Source organism: Mesorhizobium sp. AD1-1 (genome assembly GCF_020164655.1).
In the GTDB taxonomy this organism is placed as follows: domain Bacteria; phylum Pseudomonadota; class Alphaproteobacteria; order Rhizobiales; family Rhizobiaceae; genus Mesorhizobium; species Mesorhizobium ciceri.
The window spans coordinates 84702-100819 of sequence record NZ_JAIUGP010000001.1; the positions used below are offsets into that span (position 1 = coordinate 84702).

The 16118-nt window shown below is 63.4% G+C and carries 17 protein-coding genes; 13 read left to right on the top strand and 4 right to left on the bottom strand.

Annotated elements, in window-relative coordinates:
* Positions 1–81: 81 nt before the first annotated feature.
* The 3 genes from LB519_RS00425 to LB519_RS00435 all read right to left on the bottom strand — a co-directional run bounded on the left by LB519_RS00425 (position 82) and on the right by LB519_RS00435 (position 2594).
* On the bottom strand, positions 82–564 hold the full coding sequence (locus tag LB519_RS00425; protein WP_063169787.1) for a DUF2852 domain-containing protein: 483 nt from the start codon (positions 562–564) through the stop codon (positions 82–84).
* Between the two features lie 117 nt (positions 565–681).
* Complete coding sequence (locus tag LB519_RS00430; protein ID WP_013528314.1) at positions 682–1824, bottom strand: benzoate/H(+) symporter BenE family transporter; 1143 nt, start codon at positions 1822–1824, stop codon at positions 682–684.
* The gene (locus LB519_RS00435) at positions 1824–2594 is read right to left on the bottom strand and encodes an alpha/beta hydrolase (protein ID WP_224618288.1); all 771 of its coding nucleotides are present in this window, start codon (positions 2592–2594) and stop codon (positions 1824–1826) included. Before LB519_RS00435 ends, LB519_RS00430 begins: the two co-directional genes overlap by 1 nt.
* Before the next feature lie 220 nt (positions 2595–2814).
* Between LB519_RS00435 and infC the strand changes: the two genes are divergently transcribed.
* The 8 genes from infC (at position 2815) to LB519_RS00475 (ending at position 9760) form a co-directional block, all read left to right on the top strand.
* On the top strand, positions 2815–3351 hold the full coding sequence (gene infC / locus LB519_RS00440; protein ID WP_013528312.1) for a translation initiation factor IF-3: 537 nt from the start codon (positions 2815–2817) through the stop codon (positions 3349–3351).
* 163 nt (positions 3352–3514) lie between these two features.
* Positions 3515–4162: a methyltransferase family protein gene (locus LB519_RS00445; protein ID WP_013528311.1), complete on the top strand. Its 648-nt coding sequence runs from the start codon at positions 3515–3517 to the stop codon at positions 4160–4162.
* Positions 4163–4343: 181 nt separating this feature from the next.
* Positions 4344–4547 (top strand): 50S ribosomal protein L35, encoded by a 204-nt coding sequence (gene rpmI, locus LB519_RS00450; RefSeq protein WP_006201248.1) that lies wholly within the window; start codon positions 4344–4346, stop codon positions 4545–4547.
* 93 nt (positions 4548–4640) lie between these two features.
* The gene (rplT, locus tag LB519_RS00455; protein WP_013528310.1) at positions 4641–5042 is read left to right on the top strand and encodes a 50S ribosomal protein L20; all 402 of its coding nucleotides are present in this window, start codon (positions 4641–4643) and stop codon (positions 5040–5042) included.
* Between the two features lie 153 nt (positions 5043–5195).
* Entirely contained in the window at positions 5196–6293 is a 1098-nt protein-coding gene (gene pheS / locus LB519_RS00460; RefSeq protein ID WP_013528309.1) for a phenylalanine--tRNA ligase subunit alpha, read from the top strand.
* Entirely contained in the window at positions 6290–6712 is a 423-nt protein-coding gene (locus tag LB519_RS00465; protein WP_013528308.1) for a GFA family protein, read from the top strand. Before pheS ends, LB519_RS00465 begins: the two co-directional genes overlap by 4 nt.
* Positions 6709–9117 carry a phenylalanine--tRNA ligase subunit beta gene (gene pheT / locus LB519_RS00470; RefSeq protein ID WP_224618290.1) on the top strand — a complete coding sequence of 803 codons (2409 nt, stop codon included), beginning with the start codon at positions 6709–6711 and terminating at the stop codon, positions 9115–9117. The genes LB519_RS00465 and pheT overlap by 4 nt, the downstream gene beginning before the upstream one ends.
* Before the next feature lie 40 nt (positions 9118–9157).
* Positions 9158–9760 (top strand): nucleotidyltransferase family protein, encoded by a 603-nt coding sequence (locus tag LB519_RS00475; protein ID WP_224618292.1) that lies wholly within the window; start codon positions 9158–9160, stop codon positions 9758–9760.
* Between the two features lie 110 nt (positions 9761–9870).
* Here LB519_RS00475 and LB519_RS00480 read toward each other — a convergent pair whose 3' ends face one another.
* Positions 9871–10866: an aldo/keto reductase gene (locus tag LB519_RS00480; RefSeq protein ID WP_224618293.1), complete on the bottom strand. Its 996-nt coding sequence runs from the start codon at positions 10864–10866 to the stop codon at positions 9871–9873.
* 96 nt (positions 10867–10962) lie between these two features.
* On the opposite strand from LB519_RS00480, the gene LB519_RS00485 reads away from it, so the two are divergent.
* The 5 genes from LB519_RS00485 to LB519_RS00505 all read left to right on the top strand — a co-directional run bounded on the left by LB519_RS00485 (position 10963) and on the right by LB519_RS00505 (position 16117).
* The gene (locus LB519_RS00485; protein WP_013528304.1) at positions 10963–11853 is read left to right on the top strand and encodes a LysR family transcriptional regulator; all 891 of its coding nucleotides are present in this window, start codon (positions 10963–10965) and stop codon (positions 11851–11853) included.
* 291 nt (positions 11854–12144) lie between these two features.
* Complete coding sequence (locus LB519_RS00490) at positions 12145–12717, top strand: cytochrome b (RefSeq protein WP_013528303.1); 573 nt, start codon at positions 12145–12147, stop codon at positions 12715–12717.
* A 69-nt stretch (positions 12718–12786) separates the two neighbouring features.
* Entirely contained in the window at positions 12787–13362 is a 576-nt protein-coding gene (locus LB519_RS00495) for a YceI family protein (RefSeq protein WP_224618294.1), read from the top strand.
* Between the two features lie 68 nt (positions 13363–13430).
* Entirely contained in the window at positions 13431–14417 is a 987-nt protein-coding gene (locus LB519_RS00500) for a Gfo/Idh/MocA family protein (protein ID WP_013528301.1), read from the top strand.
* 41 nt (positions 14418–14458) lie between these two features.
* The gene (locus tag LB519_RS00505) at positions 14459–16117 is read left to right on the top strand and encodes an FAD-binding dehydrogenase (RefSeq protein WP_224618296.1); all 1659 of its coding nucleotides are present in this window, start codon (positions 14459–14461) and stop codon (positions 16115–16117) included.
* Position 16118 lies beyond the last annotated feature (1 nt).

Consider the following 16118-nt stretch of genomic DNA (forward strand, 5'->3'; position numbering starts at 1 on the left):
CGAGAAAAACGACTAGAACAAAAAAGAAACGGCGCCGCTCGCGCGACGCCGTTTTTTCACGATGTGACCAGTCGCCGGATCTCAGTCGTCAAGCAGGTTCGAACCCTTGCCACGCTTGGTGGTCGTCGTTCCGGTGCTCGGATCGGTCTTCGTCGGCGCCGTCGACTTGTTGCGGTTGGCCATGAAGCGGTCGAACTCGTCCTGGTCCTTGGCGCGGCGCAATTCGCGGGCGTATTCGTCGAACTGGGTCAGCATCTCGTCGAGCTTGCGGCGCTCTTCGTTCAGCCGCTCAAGTTCCTTTTCGCGCCAGTCGTCGAAAGCGACGTTGCCGGTGCGGGCGGAACCATTGCCCCAGCGCGCGGCCTTGTCGGAACCGCGGCGGCAACCGGCGAAGATGCCGTCGGTCGCGCGGTTGACGTCACGCTTGAAGCCATCGAGGCGGTCGCCCCAGATGATGTAGGCGAGCATGGCGAAGCCGAGTGGCCAGAACACCATGAAACCCACAACCATCAACGCGATGGTTGCCGGCGTCCAGGCCGGACGGATCAATGCGGATGTGTTCATTTTCTCCCATTCCTTCGGTTGGAGACAGCCAAACCCGGCTGCGTGGAATCGAAATGGGAAGAGAAAAACGGCGATTCAAGACAATGTCCGCCAAATCCGGACAAGCATCTGAAATGTTTATCGCTTTTTGATCATATCGAGGAAAAGCACGACCAGCCCGGCAATCAGGCCCCAGAATGCGGCGCCAACGCCGAACAGCGTCAGACCCGACGCGGTGACGACAAAGGTGACGGTGGCGGCCATGCGATCCGCCTCTTCCTTCAGCGCGATAGACAGCGCGTTGGCGAGCGACGCCATCAGCGCCAGGCCCGCCACCAGTACGATCAGGCTCTGTGGCAGCACCGCGAAGATCGCCACCAGCGAAGCGCCGAAAATCGCAAAGATGAGATAGGCGAGCGCATAGAACGGCCCGGTCTTCCAGCGCTCGGCGGGGTCGGGGTGGACGTCCGGCCCGGTGCAGATCGCCGCCGAGATCGCCGCCAGATTGGTGGTCGAGCCGCCGAACGGCGCCGACAGCAGCGAAAACAGGCCGGTGACGCCGATCAGCGGGCCGGGCTCCGGATGGTAGCCGGCGGCGCGCAGCACGGCGAGGCCGGACAGGTTCTGCGAAGCCATGGTGACGAGATAGAGCGGCAGTGCCAGCCCGATCACCGCCTTGGCGGTGAAATCAGGCGCAATCAGCGTCAGCGTCGACAGTTCCGGTGTCGGCAGGCCGCCGACACGGCCGGTGAGGAAAGCGGCAAGGCCACCGCCGATCAGCACCGCCAGCACCGACAGCGCCGGGTTGAACAGGCGGATGACGAAGAAGGCTGCAATCAGCGGCAGGATCAGCCACGGGTCGATGGGAATGGTCTTCACCGCATTGAGCGCGAAGGTGACGACGATACCGGCCAGCATGCCCGAGGCGACGGAAGGCGGTATTCTCGAGATCAGCTTCGTCAGGGGCCGAAACAGCCCGGTGGCGATCAGAAGGACGCCGGTGACGATGAAGGCGGCGACGGCCTCACCCATCGAAAAGCCGCTCGATGCCGCGATCAGCGCCAGGCCCGGCGTCGACCAGGCGGTGATGACTGGCATTTTCGTGCGCCATGACAGCCACAGGCTCTCGATCGCCATGGCCAGGCAGATCGTCGTCACCCAGCTTGCCGTCTCGATCTGCGTCGCGCCGACTGCGTTGGCGGCGGCGATGACGATGGCCAGCGTGCCGCCGAAGCCGACGATCGCCGCGACGAAGGCGGATATCGGAATGGAAAGGCGCATCAGTTTCCCCTCTGCGCCATTGCATCGACGGCCCGCACCAGCATGTCGAGATCCTGCGGTCGCGACAGGCGATGGTCGCCGTCAGGGATCAGCGATAGGGTCACGTCGTCGGCGGGCAGCAGGCTGACCAGCTTCAGTGCATGGCTTGCCGGCACATCCGCATCGGCCAGGCCCTGCAGGATATGCACCGGGCAATGGGTGTCGATCGGGCCTGTCATAACCCGGTTGTCGCGCCCGTCCTCGATCAGGGCGCGGGTGTAGATGTAGGGTTCCGTGGAATAGTCCGACGGCTCTTCGAAGAAACCTTTTTTGGCGAGATCGCGCTTCTGCGCCTTGGTCAGCACCGGCTCGATCAGTTCAGCGGTAAAATCCGGTGCCGGCGCCAGCAGCACCAGGCCGGCGACGTTGCTGTCATCAGCCTTGCGCAATTCCTGCACCATGCGCAGCGCGATCCAGGCGCCCATCGAGGAGCCGACCAGGATCTGTTTGCCCTTGGTGAAATGCCGGAACACGGCAAGGCTTTGTGCAAGCCATGTCGAAATCGTGCCGTCGGCAAAGGCGCCGCCGGATTCGCCATGGCCGGAATAATCGTGGCGCAGAAAGGCGCGGCCTTCTTTTGCCGCCCAGTCCGACAGCGTCTGCGCCTTCGCGCCCAGCATGTCCGACTTGTAGCCGCCGAGCCAGACGATGCCGGGCGCAGAGCCAGCAGTATGGCGCACCGCGATGCGCGATCCGTCGACATCCATAAAGACGGGGGGCGTTGCGGTCATGGCTTTTTCCTCAGGCCCTCTTCTGGCGCGGGATTCTTGTGGCACGGTCGGTGGCGTGGCGAAAAGTGCTCACTATGTTCTTTGTTTGGTGCAGGGCAGCGATCAGGGTGATTTTCTGTCAATGCTGTGCTATTGACTCCGCCCGCGCGCTCACCACATTGGCGCGTCCATGCATCAACACTGACAAATCCTGAACGAAACGGCCAAGGAGACCACGACCATTCGCAGACCTTTCAAAGCAGCGGCGCCGACCAAGGATGGCCCGCGCTCCAACCGTGACATCCGGGTTCCCCGGGTCCAGCTTATCGACGCCGAAGGCCAGAACCGCGGCGATGTTTCCATCAACGACGCATTGCTGCTGGCCGAAGAGGCCGGGCTCGATCTCGTCGAGATATCGCCCAACGCGGTGCCCCCCGTCGTCAAGATCCTTGATCTCGGCAAGTTGAAATACGCCAACCAGAAGAAGGCGGCCGAGGCGCGCAAGAACCAGAAGGTCATCGAGATCAAGGAGATCAAGATGCGCCCGAACATCGACAGCCATGACTACGAGACCAAGATGAAGGCGGTTCGCCGCTTCTTCGAGGAAGGCGACAAGGTCAAGCTGACGCTGCGCTTCCGTGGCCGCGAGATGGCGCATATGGAACTCGGCATGCAGCTTCTGAACAAGGTCCGCGAGGAAGTGGCGACGATTGCCAAGGTCGAAGCGGAACCGAAGCTCGAAGGCCGCCAGATGATGATGGTGCTGTCGCCGCGCTAAGATCTGCATCGGCGCGTATCTAGGATCACGATGACGTCAGGCTTGGCCATCGCGCTTAAATCCGCCTGAATCACATCGCAAGGCGTCCCGGCGATCGGCGGGACGCCTTCTTCTTGTTCAGACGCTGCGATCGCCGGCAAAATTCCTGACGATCGGATTCACTATGGTCGATGAAGTCAAGGTTTCGGACGTGGACTTCAAACACGGGCTGGGCAATTACCAGCATATGCGCCGGATAGTGCTTGCCGTTCTCGTGGTCGTGCTGTTTGCAGCATTGCTATTTGGCCAATCGACGTTTCCGCCCGACACAGCCGTGCACGAGACGATCGAAATGTTCGGCGTGCTGCTGATTTTCCTCGGCATCGTGGGCCGCCTTTGGGCGACACTCTACATAGGCGGGCGCAAATCGTCCGAGGTGGTGACTGGCGGGCCTTACTCGATCACCCGCAACCCGCTCTATGTGTTCTCGACCGTAGCCGCAGCCGGTGTCGGCGCGCAGATCGGTTCGTTCTCCGGTATCATCCTCTTCGGGCTTTTGTGCGCGGGGGCCTTCCATATCGTCATCCTGCGCGAGGAGAAGTTCCTCAAGGAAGCGCTCGGCGCGCCGTATCAGGCCTATCTGGCGCGGGTGCCGCGCTTCTTCCCAAAACTGTCGCTCTACCAGGAGGGCGATACCGGAAACTTCAAGCCGCGCCTGCTGTTGACCACGCTGCTCGACGGCCTGGTGTTTCTGATCGCGCTGCCGGCCTTCGAATTGATCGACGGCGCCCAGCTGTCAGGCATGTTGCCGGTCTGGTTCACGCTGCCCTGACGAGGACACAGCGCCGCATCTCCACAGGTGTTGCGCGCCGGCCGTCTTTGACGTATAGCACCGCCGTTCAAGAAAACCGCCCGGCAGGGCATGCCGTGGCGGTTTCATTTGCTTTTCGGGCTTTGGTCGGCCTGAAGCGAACAAGAAGCGCGATAGTGCGCCAACAATACGGAGTAGCAAAATGCCCAAGATGAAGACCAAATCGGCCGCCAAGAAGCGGTTCAAGATCACAGGTACGGGTAAAGTCCTGTCGGCTGCGGCCGGCAAGCGTCACGGCATGATCAAGCGTTCCAACAAGTTCATTCGAAATGCCCGCGGCACGATGGTTCTGGCTGAACCGGATGGCAAGAAGGTCATCAAGAATTTTCTGCCGAACGGCCTCTAAGGCATTCGGTCCGGACACGCATTTGTTTTACGCAATTCCGAACGGAAAACCGCAAGGCACTTTTCCTGGAATTGCTTTTAAGGAGATCATGACATGGCACGCGTAAAAAGAGGCGTCACTTCGCACGCCAAGCACAAGAAGGTCCTGAAAGCCGCGAAAGGCTTCTACGGCCGCCGCAAGAACACCATCCGCATCGCCAAGCAGGCGGTGGAAAAGTCGCTGCAATACGCTTACCGCGACCGCAAGAACCGCAAGCGCTCCTTCCGCGCGCTGTGGATCCAGCGTATCAACGCCGCGACCCACGAGCATGGCCTGACCTATGGCCGCTTCATCGACGGCCTCAACAAGTCGGGCATCGAGATCGATCGCAAGATCCTGTCGGACATGGCCATCCACGAGCCGCAGGCTTTCGCGGCCCTGGTCGCCAAGGCCAAGGTGGCGCTCGAATATCTGAAGAACACCACGCCGAACGCTTTTGAAAGCGCTGTCGCCTAAGACCAGCGCTTCCCAAGCATTCGCAATTCTGATTTGGGGAACCCGCGCTGGCACGGCTGGCGCGGGTTTTTCTTTTGCCTGATCCTTGGAGTGATTTCACTTTAGAAGTGACTTTCACTTTGAGGCCGACCTCCCAACGCAGCGAGTTTGACCGTGAACGACGCAACCACTGGCCTGGATACGCTTGAAAACTCACTTCTGGCCGAGATCGCCTCGGCCGCCGATGAGCCGGCCATCGAGGCCGTGCGCATCGCTGCTTTCGGTAAGAAGGGCAGCGTGTCCGAGATGCTGAAGACACTTGGCGCCATGACCGCCGAGGAGCGCCAGATCAAAGGCCCGGCCATCAACGGCCTCAAGAACCGCGTCACCGACGCGCTGACTGCCCGCAAGGCTGAGCTCAAGGATGTGGCGATCACCGCCCGCCTCGCCGCCGAAAAGGTCGACGTGACGCTGCCGGTGCGGCAGTCGCCGGCCGAGCGCGGCCGTATCCATCCGATCAGCCAGGTCATCGACGAGATTGCCGCGATCTTCGGCGACCTCGGGTTTTCCATCGCGGAAGGTCCCGACATCGAGACCGACTATTACAATTTCACCGCGCTGAATTTCCCCGAAGGCCATCCGGCGCGCGAGATGCACGACACCTTCTTCTTCCAGCCGGACGAGAAGGGCGAGCGCAAGCTTTTGCGCACGCACACTTCGCCGGTGCAGATCCGCACCATGGAAACGAAGAAGCCGCCGATCCGCATCGTCATTCCTGGCAAGACGTACCGGCAGGATTCGGACGCCACCCACTCGCCGATGTTCCATCAGGTCGAGGGGCTGGTGATCGACAAGACAGCCAACGTCGCCAACATGAAGTGGGTGCTGGAGGAGTTCTGCAAGGCCTTCTTCGAGGTGCCGCAGGTTAAGATGCGCTTCCGGCCGTCCTTCTTCCCGTTCACCGAGCCAAGCCTCGAGGTGGACATCCAGTGCGATCGCTCGCGGCCCGGCGAGGTGCGCTTCGGCGAAGGCTCCGACTGGATGGAGATCCTCGGCTGCGGCATGGTGCATCCCAATGTGCTGCGCCATGGCGGTCTCGATCCGGACGAATATCAGGGCTTTGCCTGGGGCATGGGCATAGACCGCATCGCCATGCTGAAATACGGCATGCCGGACCTGCGCGCCTTCTTCGATGCAGACGTGCGCTGGCTGTCGCACTACGGCTTCCGGCCGCTCGACATGCCGACTTTGTTCGGAGGCCTGAGCGCATGACAGCGCCCTATGCCGGCGGCTGCCGCTGCGGCGCCGTGCGGTTCGAGGCCTCTGCCGAACCGCATCACGTCAGCTACTGCCATTGCGGCGATTGCCGGCGGGCCAGCGGCGCGCCGGTGTCGGCCTTTGTCGGCTTCCTGGTCGATCAGGTCGCGTTCACCGGCAAGGCGCTGAAGATGTATGAGAACGGCCCGGTGACGCGCTCTTTCTGCGGCACCTGCGGCTCACCCATCGCCTATGTCGACGAGCGGCTGGAAGAAGACATCTACTTCATGCTCGGCGCCATGGACATGCCGGCCGATTTCCAGCCGACGCTGCATGCCTATATCGGCGAGCAGCTTGCCTTCCTGCATATGTCCGACGACCTGCCGAGACATCTGAAATCAAGCGTCAAAAGACCAGACGGAACAGTCCCATGAAATTCACCCTCTCCTGGCTCAAGGACCACCTCGAGACCGACGCCACGCTCGACGAGATCGTCGAGCGGCTGACTTCGATCGGTCTCGAAGTCGAGCATGTCGACGACAAGTCGAGCCTGAAACCATTCGTCATCGCCAGGGTGCTGACGGCGGTTCAGCATCCCGATGCCGACCGGCTGCGCGTGCTGACCGTCGACACCGGCGACGGCAAGCCTCCGGTGCAGGTCGTTTGCGGCGCGCCAAACGCTCGCGCGGGCCTGATCGGCGCCTTTGCCGCGCCCGGCACCTATGTGCCCGGCATCGACGTAACGCTGACGGTCGGCAAGATCAGGGGCGTCGAAAGCCACGGCATGATGTGTTCCGAGCGCGAGCTGGAGCTGTCCGACGAACACAATGGCATCATCGACCTGCCTGAGGATGCGCCGGTCGGCACCAGCTTCGCCGCCTATGCGCACATCGACGATCCGGTCATCGAGATCAACTTGACGCCGAACCGGCCGGATGCCACCAGCGTCTACGGCATCGCCAGGGATCTGGCGGCGAGCGGGCTTGGCCGCCTCGTCGGCGGCGCCATCATGCCGCATGTCGGCAATGGCATGTGTCCGGTCAAGGTGACGATCGAAGCGCCGGAGCTTTGCCCCGGCTTCGCGCTCAACTTGGTCAAGGGCGTCAAGAATGGACCCTCGCCAAAATGGCTGCAGCAGCGGCTGATCGCCATTGGGCTGAGACCCATCAGCGCACTGGTCGACATCACGAACTACGTCACCTTCGACCGCGGCCGCCCGCTGCATGTGTTCGACGCCAGCAAGGTTGCCGGCAATCTCGTCGTGCGCCGCGCGCGCGATGGCGAAAAGGTGCAGGCGCTCGACGGCCGCGAATACACGCTGACGCCGGAAATGTGCGTCATCGCAGATGACAACGGCGTCGAGTCGATCGCCGGCATTATGGGCGGCGAGCATTCGGGCTGCGACGAGAACACCTCAGATGTGCTGATCGAATCCGCCCTTTGGGATCCGATCACCACGGCGCGCACCGGCCGCACGCTCGGCATCATCACCGATGCGCGCTACCGCTTCGAGCGCGGCGTCGACCCCGAATTCATGGTTCCGGGCGTCGAACTGGCAACGAAACTGGTGCTCGATTTCTGCGGCGGCACGCCGACCGAAATGGAGGTCGTCGGTTATGCCGGTCACACGCCGAAGATCGTTTCCTTCCCGCTTTCGGAAGTGAAGCGGCTGACCGGCATCGAGGTTCCCAGCGCGGAAAGCCTCGACATCCTGTCGCGCCTCGGCTTCAAGCCGGAGGGCTCGGGCGATGTCGTCGATGTCGCCGTGCCGTCCTGGCGCCCCGACGTCGATGGCAAGGCAGACCTGGTCGAGGAGGTCATGCGCATCCACGGTGTCGACAACATCGCGCCGCAGCCGCTCGGCGCGCATGACGCGGTCAATGCAAAGATCCTCACCACGCTGCAGGTCCGTACCCGCACGGCCAAGCGCGCGCTTGCCGTGCGCGGCATGATGGAAGCCGTTACCTGGTCGTTCATTCCGGCCAAGCACGCCGAGCTGTTCGGCGGCGGCCAGACCGCGCTGAAGCTCGCCAACCCGATCGCCGCCGACATGTCCGACATGCGGCCCTCGCTGCTGCCGGGCCTGATCGCGGCTGCCCAGCGCAACGCCGACAAGGGTATTGGCGACGTGGCGCTGTTCGAAGTGTCGGGCACTTATGAGGGCGACGGCGCCGACCAGCAGCGGCGCGTCGCCGCCGGCGTGCGTCGCGGCACCGCCAAGCTCGACGGTTCCGGCCGCAACTGGGCCGGCAATTCCGGCCCGGTCGGCGTGTTCGACGCCAAGGCCGATGCGATCGCCGCACTTGAAGCCTGCGGTGCGCCTGTCGACCGGCTGCAGATCGAGGCCGGCGGCCCGGCCTGGTATCATCCCGGCCGTTCCGGCACGATCAAGCTCGGCCCGAAAACCGTACTCGGCACTTTCGGTGAATTCCATCCGAAGACGCTGGAGGGCCTCGATGTTTCCGGCCCGCTGTGCGGCTTTGAAGTCTTCGTCGATGGCGTGCCTGAACCGAAGGCCAAGCCGACGAAAACCAAGCCGAAACTGGAACTGTCGCCCTTCCAGGCGGTCAAGCGCGATTTCGCTTTCGTCGTCGACAAGGCGGTCGAGGCCGGCACGCTGGTGCGCGCCGCACTCGCCGCCGACAAGAAGCTCATCACCGCCGTCTCGGTCTTCGATATTTTCGAAGGCGCTTCGCTGGGCGAGGGCAAAAAATCGATTGCCATCGAAGTGTCGATCCAGCCGGTCGAAAAGACGCTCACCGACGAGGATTTCGAGGCACTGGCCAAGCGCATCATCGAGAATGTCGGCAAGCAGACCGGGGGCGTTCTGCGGGGCTAAAAAACTTGCGAGCAGATGGCGAATCGCCCTCCAAAGGGCGATGGACCATCTGCGGTATTCCGGCCTTCCCCTTGAAGAACAGCGCGCGGCGTTTCTCGCCATCGTGTCTGCCGACCCGCTGTTATGCGACGCGGTGGCGCGGGCTCGCACGCTCGACCTGCAGGACTGGCTGGTGGTATCCGGCGCTCTCTACAACAGCATCTGGAACCACCTGACCGGCAAACCGTCGGGCTACGGCATCAAGGATGTTGATCTTTTCTACTTCGATGGCAGTGACCTGTCCTATGAGGCCGAGGACGCGGTGATCCGCCGGGCGGAGAAGCATTTCGAGGGGCTAGCGTTGCCGGTCGAGGTGCGCAACCAGGCGCGGGTGCATCTGTGGTATCCGCAGAAGTTCGGACGGCCGTGCCCGCGCTATTCGAGCGCCAGCGAATCCGTTAGCCATTTTGCCTCGAAGACGCACGCCGTCGGGGTTCGATACGACGCTGACGGGCAGCTCGAGATCGTGGCACCGTTTGGTCTTGACGACATTTTCTCGTTTCGCATCACGCCGAACCGGGTGATGGACAATCAGCGCACGCATGAGGCGAAGGGTAAGCGTGCAAGGGAGAACTGGCCGGAGATTAGTGTCGAGCCTTGGTAAAAATGTCGGCAGGGCAGAGGGGGGCGCTTCACGTCAGCGTCCCCATCTTCTGCACCGCGCTGCGTACGAAAAAGGGGCGCGCGGCGCCCCTTCCGATTACTCACCAGTTTTCAACCATTCACCAGCGTCAGCTCCTTCTCCGCATAGCGCCTACCGACCACCTTGTCGGGCGACAGCGCGTCACCAATCGCCTGCACCTCGACCGCGCTCAGCGCGATCCCGGCAGCCGCCGCATTCTGCTCCAGATGGCGTATCCTTCTCGCGCCGGGGATCGGCACGATGAAATCGCCCTGGTGCAGCACCCAGGCCAGCGCCAGTTGGGCCGAAGTTACCCCCTTTTCAGCTGCCAGCTTTTCCAGCGTCGCGATGACAGCGGCGTTGGCTTCCATCGCCTCGGCCTGGAAGCGCGGCAAGGTCCGGCGCCAGTCGTCGTCGCTCAGCGCCTCGGGCTTGGCGATCGTGCCGGTCAGCAGGCCACGGCCGAGCGGGCTGTAGGGAACAAAACCGATGCCGAGTTCGCGGCAGACGGCGAACACCTCGTCTTCCGGGTCGCGGCTCCACAGCGAATATTCGCTCTGCACGGCAGCAATTGGATGCACGGCATGGGCCCGGCGGATGGTCGCCGCACTCGCCTCCGACAGGCCGAGCGCGCGCACCTTGCCCTCGCGCACCAACTCGGCCATGGCACCGACCGTGTCCTCGATCGGCACGTTGGGGTCGACACGGTGCTGGTAGTAGAGGTCGAGCACATCCGTGCCGAGCCGCTTCAGCGACGCCTCGGCGACCGCCTTGACGTGCTTGGGGCGGCTGTCGACGCCGGCCATGCGGTCGAGGCCTGTACCTTCCTCCAAAATCCTGAAGCCGAATTTTGTCGCGATCGTCACCTTGTCACGCGCGGACTTCAGCGCTTTGCCGAGCAGGATCTCGTTCTCGAACGGGCCATAGACCTCCGCCGTGTCGAAGAAATTGACGCCGATATCGATGGCGCGGTGCAGCGTGGCGATTGCGTCGGCTTCCGCCTGGCCGCCATAGGCGAAGCTCATGCCCATGCAGCCGAGGCCGACGGGATAGACGTTCAATTCAGTTCCTAGCTTGCGGGTTTGCATAACGCGTCTCCTTGTTGCGATGCGGCAGAAATAGCGCCTTGCCTTGTGTTCGATAATCGGCTCTCATTTGCACGGGCTGTTCTAAAAGATAGATCAATGAATCGCGCGCATCTTTCCCAACTGGCCGTGCTGGCAACCGTTGCCCAATGCGGCAGCTTTCGCGGCGCGGCCAGGGAATTGGCCATCGCGCCTTCGGCGGTCAGCCATGCGGTGTCCAGCCTAGAGGCGCGGCTTGGCGTTCGGCTGCTGGCGCGCAGCACACGCAGCGTCGCGCCGACCGAAGAAGGTGCGCAGTTGCTGGAACGGCTGCGACCGGCGCTGTCGGAGATCGATCTGGCGCTGGAGACGGCAATCGAGACGCGCGACCGGCCGGCCGGCAATCTGCGCCTGACCGTGCCGCGCACCGCAGCCCATTTGGCGCTGACGCCACGGCTGGGCGCCTTTGCGTCGGCCTATCCCGATATCGTGCTGGAGATCGTCATCGAGGACCGTTTCACCGACGTGGTGGAAGGGGGCTTCGATGCTGGCGTCAGGCTAGGCGAGAGCCTGCAGCGCGACATGATCGCGGTGCGCATCGGGCCGGACCTTCGCGGCGCGGTGGTCGGCGCCCCGGTCTATTTCGAGGTCAACCCCAAGCCGCGTCACCCGCGCGACCTGGCTGACCACCGCTGCATCCGCTTCCGCTTCTCCAGCGGCATCCTCTACCGCTGGGAGTTCGAGAGAGGCCGCGAGGCGATCGAGATGGCGGTGGAGGGACCGCTGATCCTCGACGAGGACCATTTGATCGCCCAGGCGGCGGTCGACGGCGCTGGGCTCGCCTTCGTCTTTGAGGATTATGTCCGCGCGCCGCTCGCCGACGGCAGGCTGATCCGTGTGCTGGAGGACTGGTGCCCCTCCTTCGACGGCTTCTTCGTCTATTATCCGAGCCGCCGGCAGATGCGCCCGGCGCTCAGGGCGTTTGTCGATTTCTTCAAGGTGAGTGGATAGAGCGGGCTCGCCCCTCCCCTTGTGGCCCTCCGGAGGGAGAGGAAGGGAGCCAGGCTCGGCGAACTCGCGCCTTTCGTCTCCCTCCGGAGGGCCCTGATGGGAGTCCGAAGGACGGGCGAGATCGGCGGCTCGCCCCGGTAGGTCGGCTGAGGGACGGGGTGGGTAGCGCCCTACGAGACCCCCACCCCGCCTCGCAAAAGCCGCTTCGCGGCATTTGCTGCGCGCCCCTCCCCACAAGGGGGAGGGTGAAGCGCGCTGGAAGAAAGCCGAACCAACATTCGTTCACTCCCCATGCAAACATCGATCACCAACAGCGCCACCCGCTATGGCTGGGGCGCGATCCTTCTCCACTGGCTGATTGCGCTCATTTTCATCGGCCAGTTCGGGCTCGGCTTCGTCATGGTGCGGCTGACCAGCCAGCGCACCGCCTTCGAGCTGATCCAACTGCACAAATCTTTCGGCTTCCTGCTGCTCGGGCTTGTGTTGCTGCGCATCGCCTGGCGTCTTGGCAATGCAACGCCGGCGCTGCCGCGCTCGGTCGGAACCCTGGAGCGTCGGGCAGCACCGTTGGCCCATCTTGCGCTCTACGCGTTTCAGCTTGCCTTGCCCTTGTCCGGCTGGGCGCTGGTGTCGGTCTCGATGCTGGAGATCCCCAGCCTGCCATTCAACCTGTTCGTCATGCCGAACCTGCCGCTGGCCGAATCGGATGGTGCCGAGAGCTTCTGGGCGGCGGCACATTGGTATCTCGCCTATGCCGGCATGACGCTTGTGGCTCTCCACGTCGCGGCGGCGCTGCGGCATCATTTCCAGCTCAGGGATGGCGTGCTCACGCGCATGGTCACGCCTTCGTCAGATTCGGAATAGAGCGAGCGGTTCATTCGTTCATGAAGTGAGGGCGCAAGAAATGCGCTGCCTCCAACAAGGAACATCCTCATGTACACGCGCATCCTCGGATTTGCGGCGGTCGCCGCTTGCCTTGCCATGCCTGTTTCTGCGGCCGTCGCGCAGGGTGACGCCGCCGGCAGCTATTCGATCAGCCCGGCCAGCTCCAGCATCCGCTTCTCCATCGGCAAGGTCGGCGGCGGCGGCCTCAATGGCACCTTCGCCCGCTTCAAGGGCTCGATCCGCATCGACAACAGCGATGTCGGGCGCTCAGCTGTCAATTTCACCATTTTTCCCGAAAGCGTCGGCACCGGCCAGGGCCGTATCGATGCCTTCCTGCGCTCCGACGCGGTGTTTGATGCCGCCAACAGCCCGGAAATCCAGTTCCGCTCTACCAGCGTGACCCGAACCAGCGACACCACGGCTCTCGTCAGCGGCCGGCTGACGGCGCGCGGCAAGACGTTCCCGGAAAAATTCACGGCCGAGCTCGGCGGTCTCAAGGCCGGCATGATCAAATTCCATGTCACCGGCAAGGTGCTGAGGTCGCGCTACGGCATGGATGTCGGCACGCCGATCTATTCCAACATCGTCGACTTCGACATGACGCTGACCGGCAAAAGGGGCTGACCTCGTCATTGGCTTTTCCGGCGATTTCGGGCAAACCTCGTCGCCTGTAATCGTGATGGAGAAGCCTGATGTTCCGATGGGGTGTGTTGTCGACGGCCAAGATCGGCCGCGAGCATTTGTTGCCGGCGATGGTCGAGGCGGAGAATGGCGTGCTGTCGGCGATCGCCAGCCGCGACCTGTCGAAGGCCAAGGCGCTGGCCGACCGCTTCGGTGCACGCCATGCCTTCGGCTCCTATGAGGAACTGCTCGCCTCGAAAGAAGTAGACGGCGTCTACATCCCGCTGCCGACCTCGCAGCATGTCGAGTGGGCGGCCAAGGCCATCGAAGCCGGCAAGCATGTGCTGGTCGAAAAGCCGCTGGCGCTCGACGCCAAGGACATCCTGCCGCTGATCAAGCTGCGCGACCAGAAAAAGGTGCTGGTCTGCGAAGCCTTCATGGTCATCTACCACCCGCAATGGATCAAGGTGCGCGAGCTCATCGCCAGCGGCGCCATCGGCCGGCTGCGCCATGTGCAGGGCGCGTTCTCCTACTACAACGTCGACCCCAGCAACATGCGCAACCAGCTCGACCTCGGCGGCGGCGCGCTGCCCGACATCGGCGTTTACCCGACCGTGTCGACGCGCTTTTCCACCGGCAAGGAGCCGCTGCGCGTGCAGGCGACGATCGAGCGCGACAAGACATTCGGCACCGACATCTACTCCTCGATCCGTGCCGATTTCGGTGACTTCGAGCTGTCGTTCTATCTGTCGACTCAGATGGCGGCGCGCCAGGTGATGGTGTTCCACGGCGAGAAGGGTTTCATCGAGTTGTTCTCGCCTTTCAATGCCGGGCTCTACGACCACCACCGCGTCGAACTGCACAACCAGAACCACACCGAGGCGCAGGTTTTTCGCTTTCCCGGCACGCAGCAGTACCGGCTGGAGGTCGAGACCTTCGCGCGCGCGGCACAGGGCGGCAAGGAGCGCGTCTTCACGCTGGAGGAATCGGTGCTCAATCAGAAAGTCATCGACGCCATCTTCCGCGCCGGCGGCAAAGAAGGCTGGGAGACCGTCTGAATTCCTTGCATTGAAATAGCCGGCTAATTCTGGGAGGAAAAATGGCTGACGATGCGGACGTGATCATTGTCGGCGCCGGCCTTGCAGGGCTGGTTGCCGCCGCCGAGCTCGCCGAGGCCGGCAAGAAAATCATCATCGTCGACCAGGAGCCGGAGCAGTCGCTCGGCGGCCAGGCATTCTGGTCGTTCGGCGGCCTTTTCCTCGTCGATTCGCCCGAGCAGCGGCGCATGCGCATCCGCGATTCGCATGACCTGGCGCTGGAAGACTGGCTGGGCACCGCGGCTTTCGATCGGCCCGAGGATTTCTGGCCGCGCAAATGGGCGGAAGCCTATGTCGGCTTTGCCGCCGGCGAAAAACGCTCCTGGCTGATACAGCGCGGCCTGAAATTCTTTCCCGTGGTCGGCTGGGCCGAGCGAGGCGGCGGCAATGCCATCGGCCACGGCAATTCGGTACCGCGCTTCCACATCACCTGGGGCACGGGCCCCGGCGTTCTCGAACCTTTCGTACAGCGCGTGCGCGAGGCGCAGAAGCGCGGACTGATCAGTTTCAAATTCCGCCATCGGGTCGATGAATTGACCCGCACGGGTGCGACTGTCGACGGGGTGCGCGGCGACATCCTGCAACCGAGCACCGCCGAGCGCGGCCACAAGAGTTCGCGCGAAATATCAGGAGATTTCGAGCTTCGCGCGCAAGCCGTGATCGTCGCTTCCGGCGGCATCGGCGCCAACCATCAGCTTGTGCGGGAAAACTGGCCGCAGCGGCTGGGCGCGGCGCCCAAGCGCATGATCACCGGCGTGCCCGACCATGTCGACGGCCGCATGCTGGCGATCACGGAACGGGCCGGCGGCTCGATCATCAACCGCGACCGCATGTGGCACTATGTCGAGGGCATCAAGAACTGGGCGCCGATCTGGACCGACCACGCGATACGCATCCTGCCCGGCCCATCATCGCTGTGGCTCGATGCGCGCGGCAAGCGCCTGCCGGTGCCGCTCTATCCCGGCTTCGACACTCTGGGCACGCTCTCCCACATCATGAGCACCGGCTTCGACTATTCCTGGTTCATCCTGACCAAGAAGATCATCCAGAAGGAGTTCGCGCTGTCGGGCTCCGAGCAGAACCCCGATCTGACCGGCAAGAGCTGGCGCCAGGTGCTCGGCCGCGCCACATCGGGCATTCCGGGTCCCGTCAAGGCGTTCATGGAAAAGGGCGAGGACTTCATCGTCGAGGCCGATTTGCCGGCGCTGGTCGCGCGCATGAACGCGCTGGCCGGCGGCGAGGCGCTGCTTGAGGTGGCTCAAGTCGAGCGCGAGATCCACGCCCGCGATAGGCAGCTCGACAACCCGTTCTCCAAGGATATGCAGATCACCGCTCTGCGTGGCGCCCGCGCCTATCTCGGCGACCGGCTGATCCGCACGGCCAAGCCGCACAAGATGCTCGATCCGGCAAATGGCCCGCTGATCGCGGTGCGGCTCAACATCCTGACCCGCAAGACGCTGGGCGGCCTGCAGACCGATCTCGACAGCCGCGTGCTGGGGGCAGATGGCCAGCCGGTAGCCGGGCTCTATGCCGTCGGCGAAGCCGCCGGTTTCGGCGGCGGCGGCGTGCATGGCTATGCGGCGCTCGAAGGCACCTTCCTCGGCGGCTGCATCTTTTCCGGCCGCAGCGCCGGCCGGGCAGCGGCTGCCTCGGTGGCGTGAA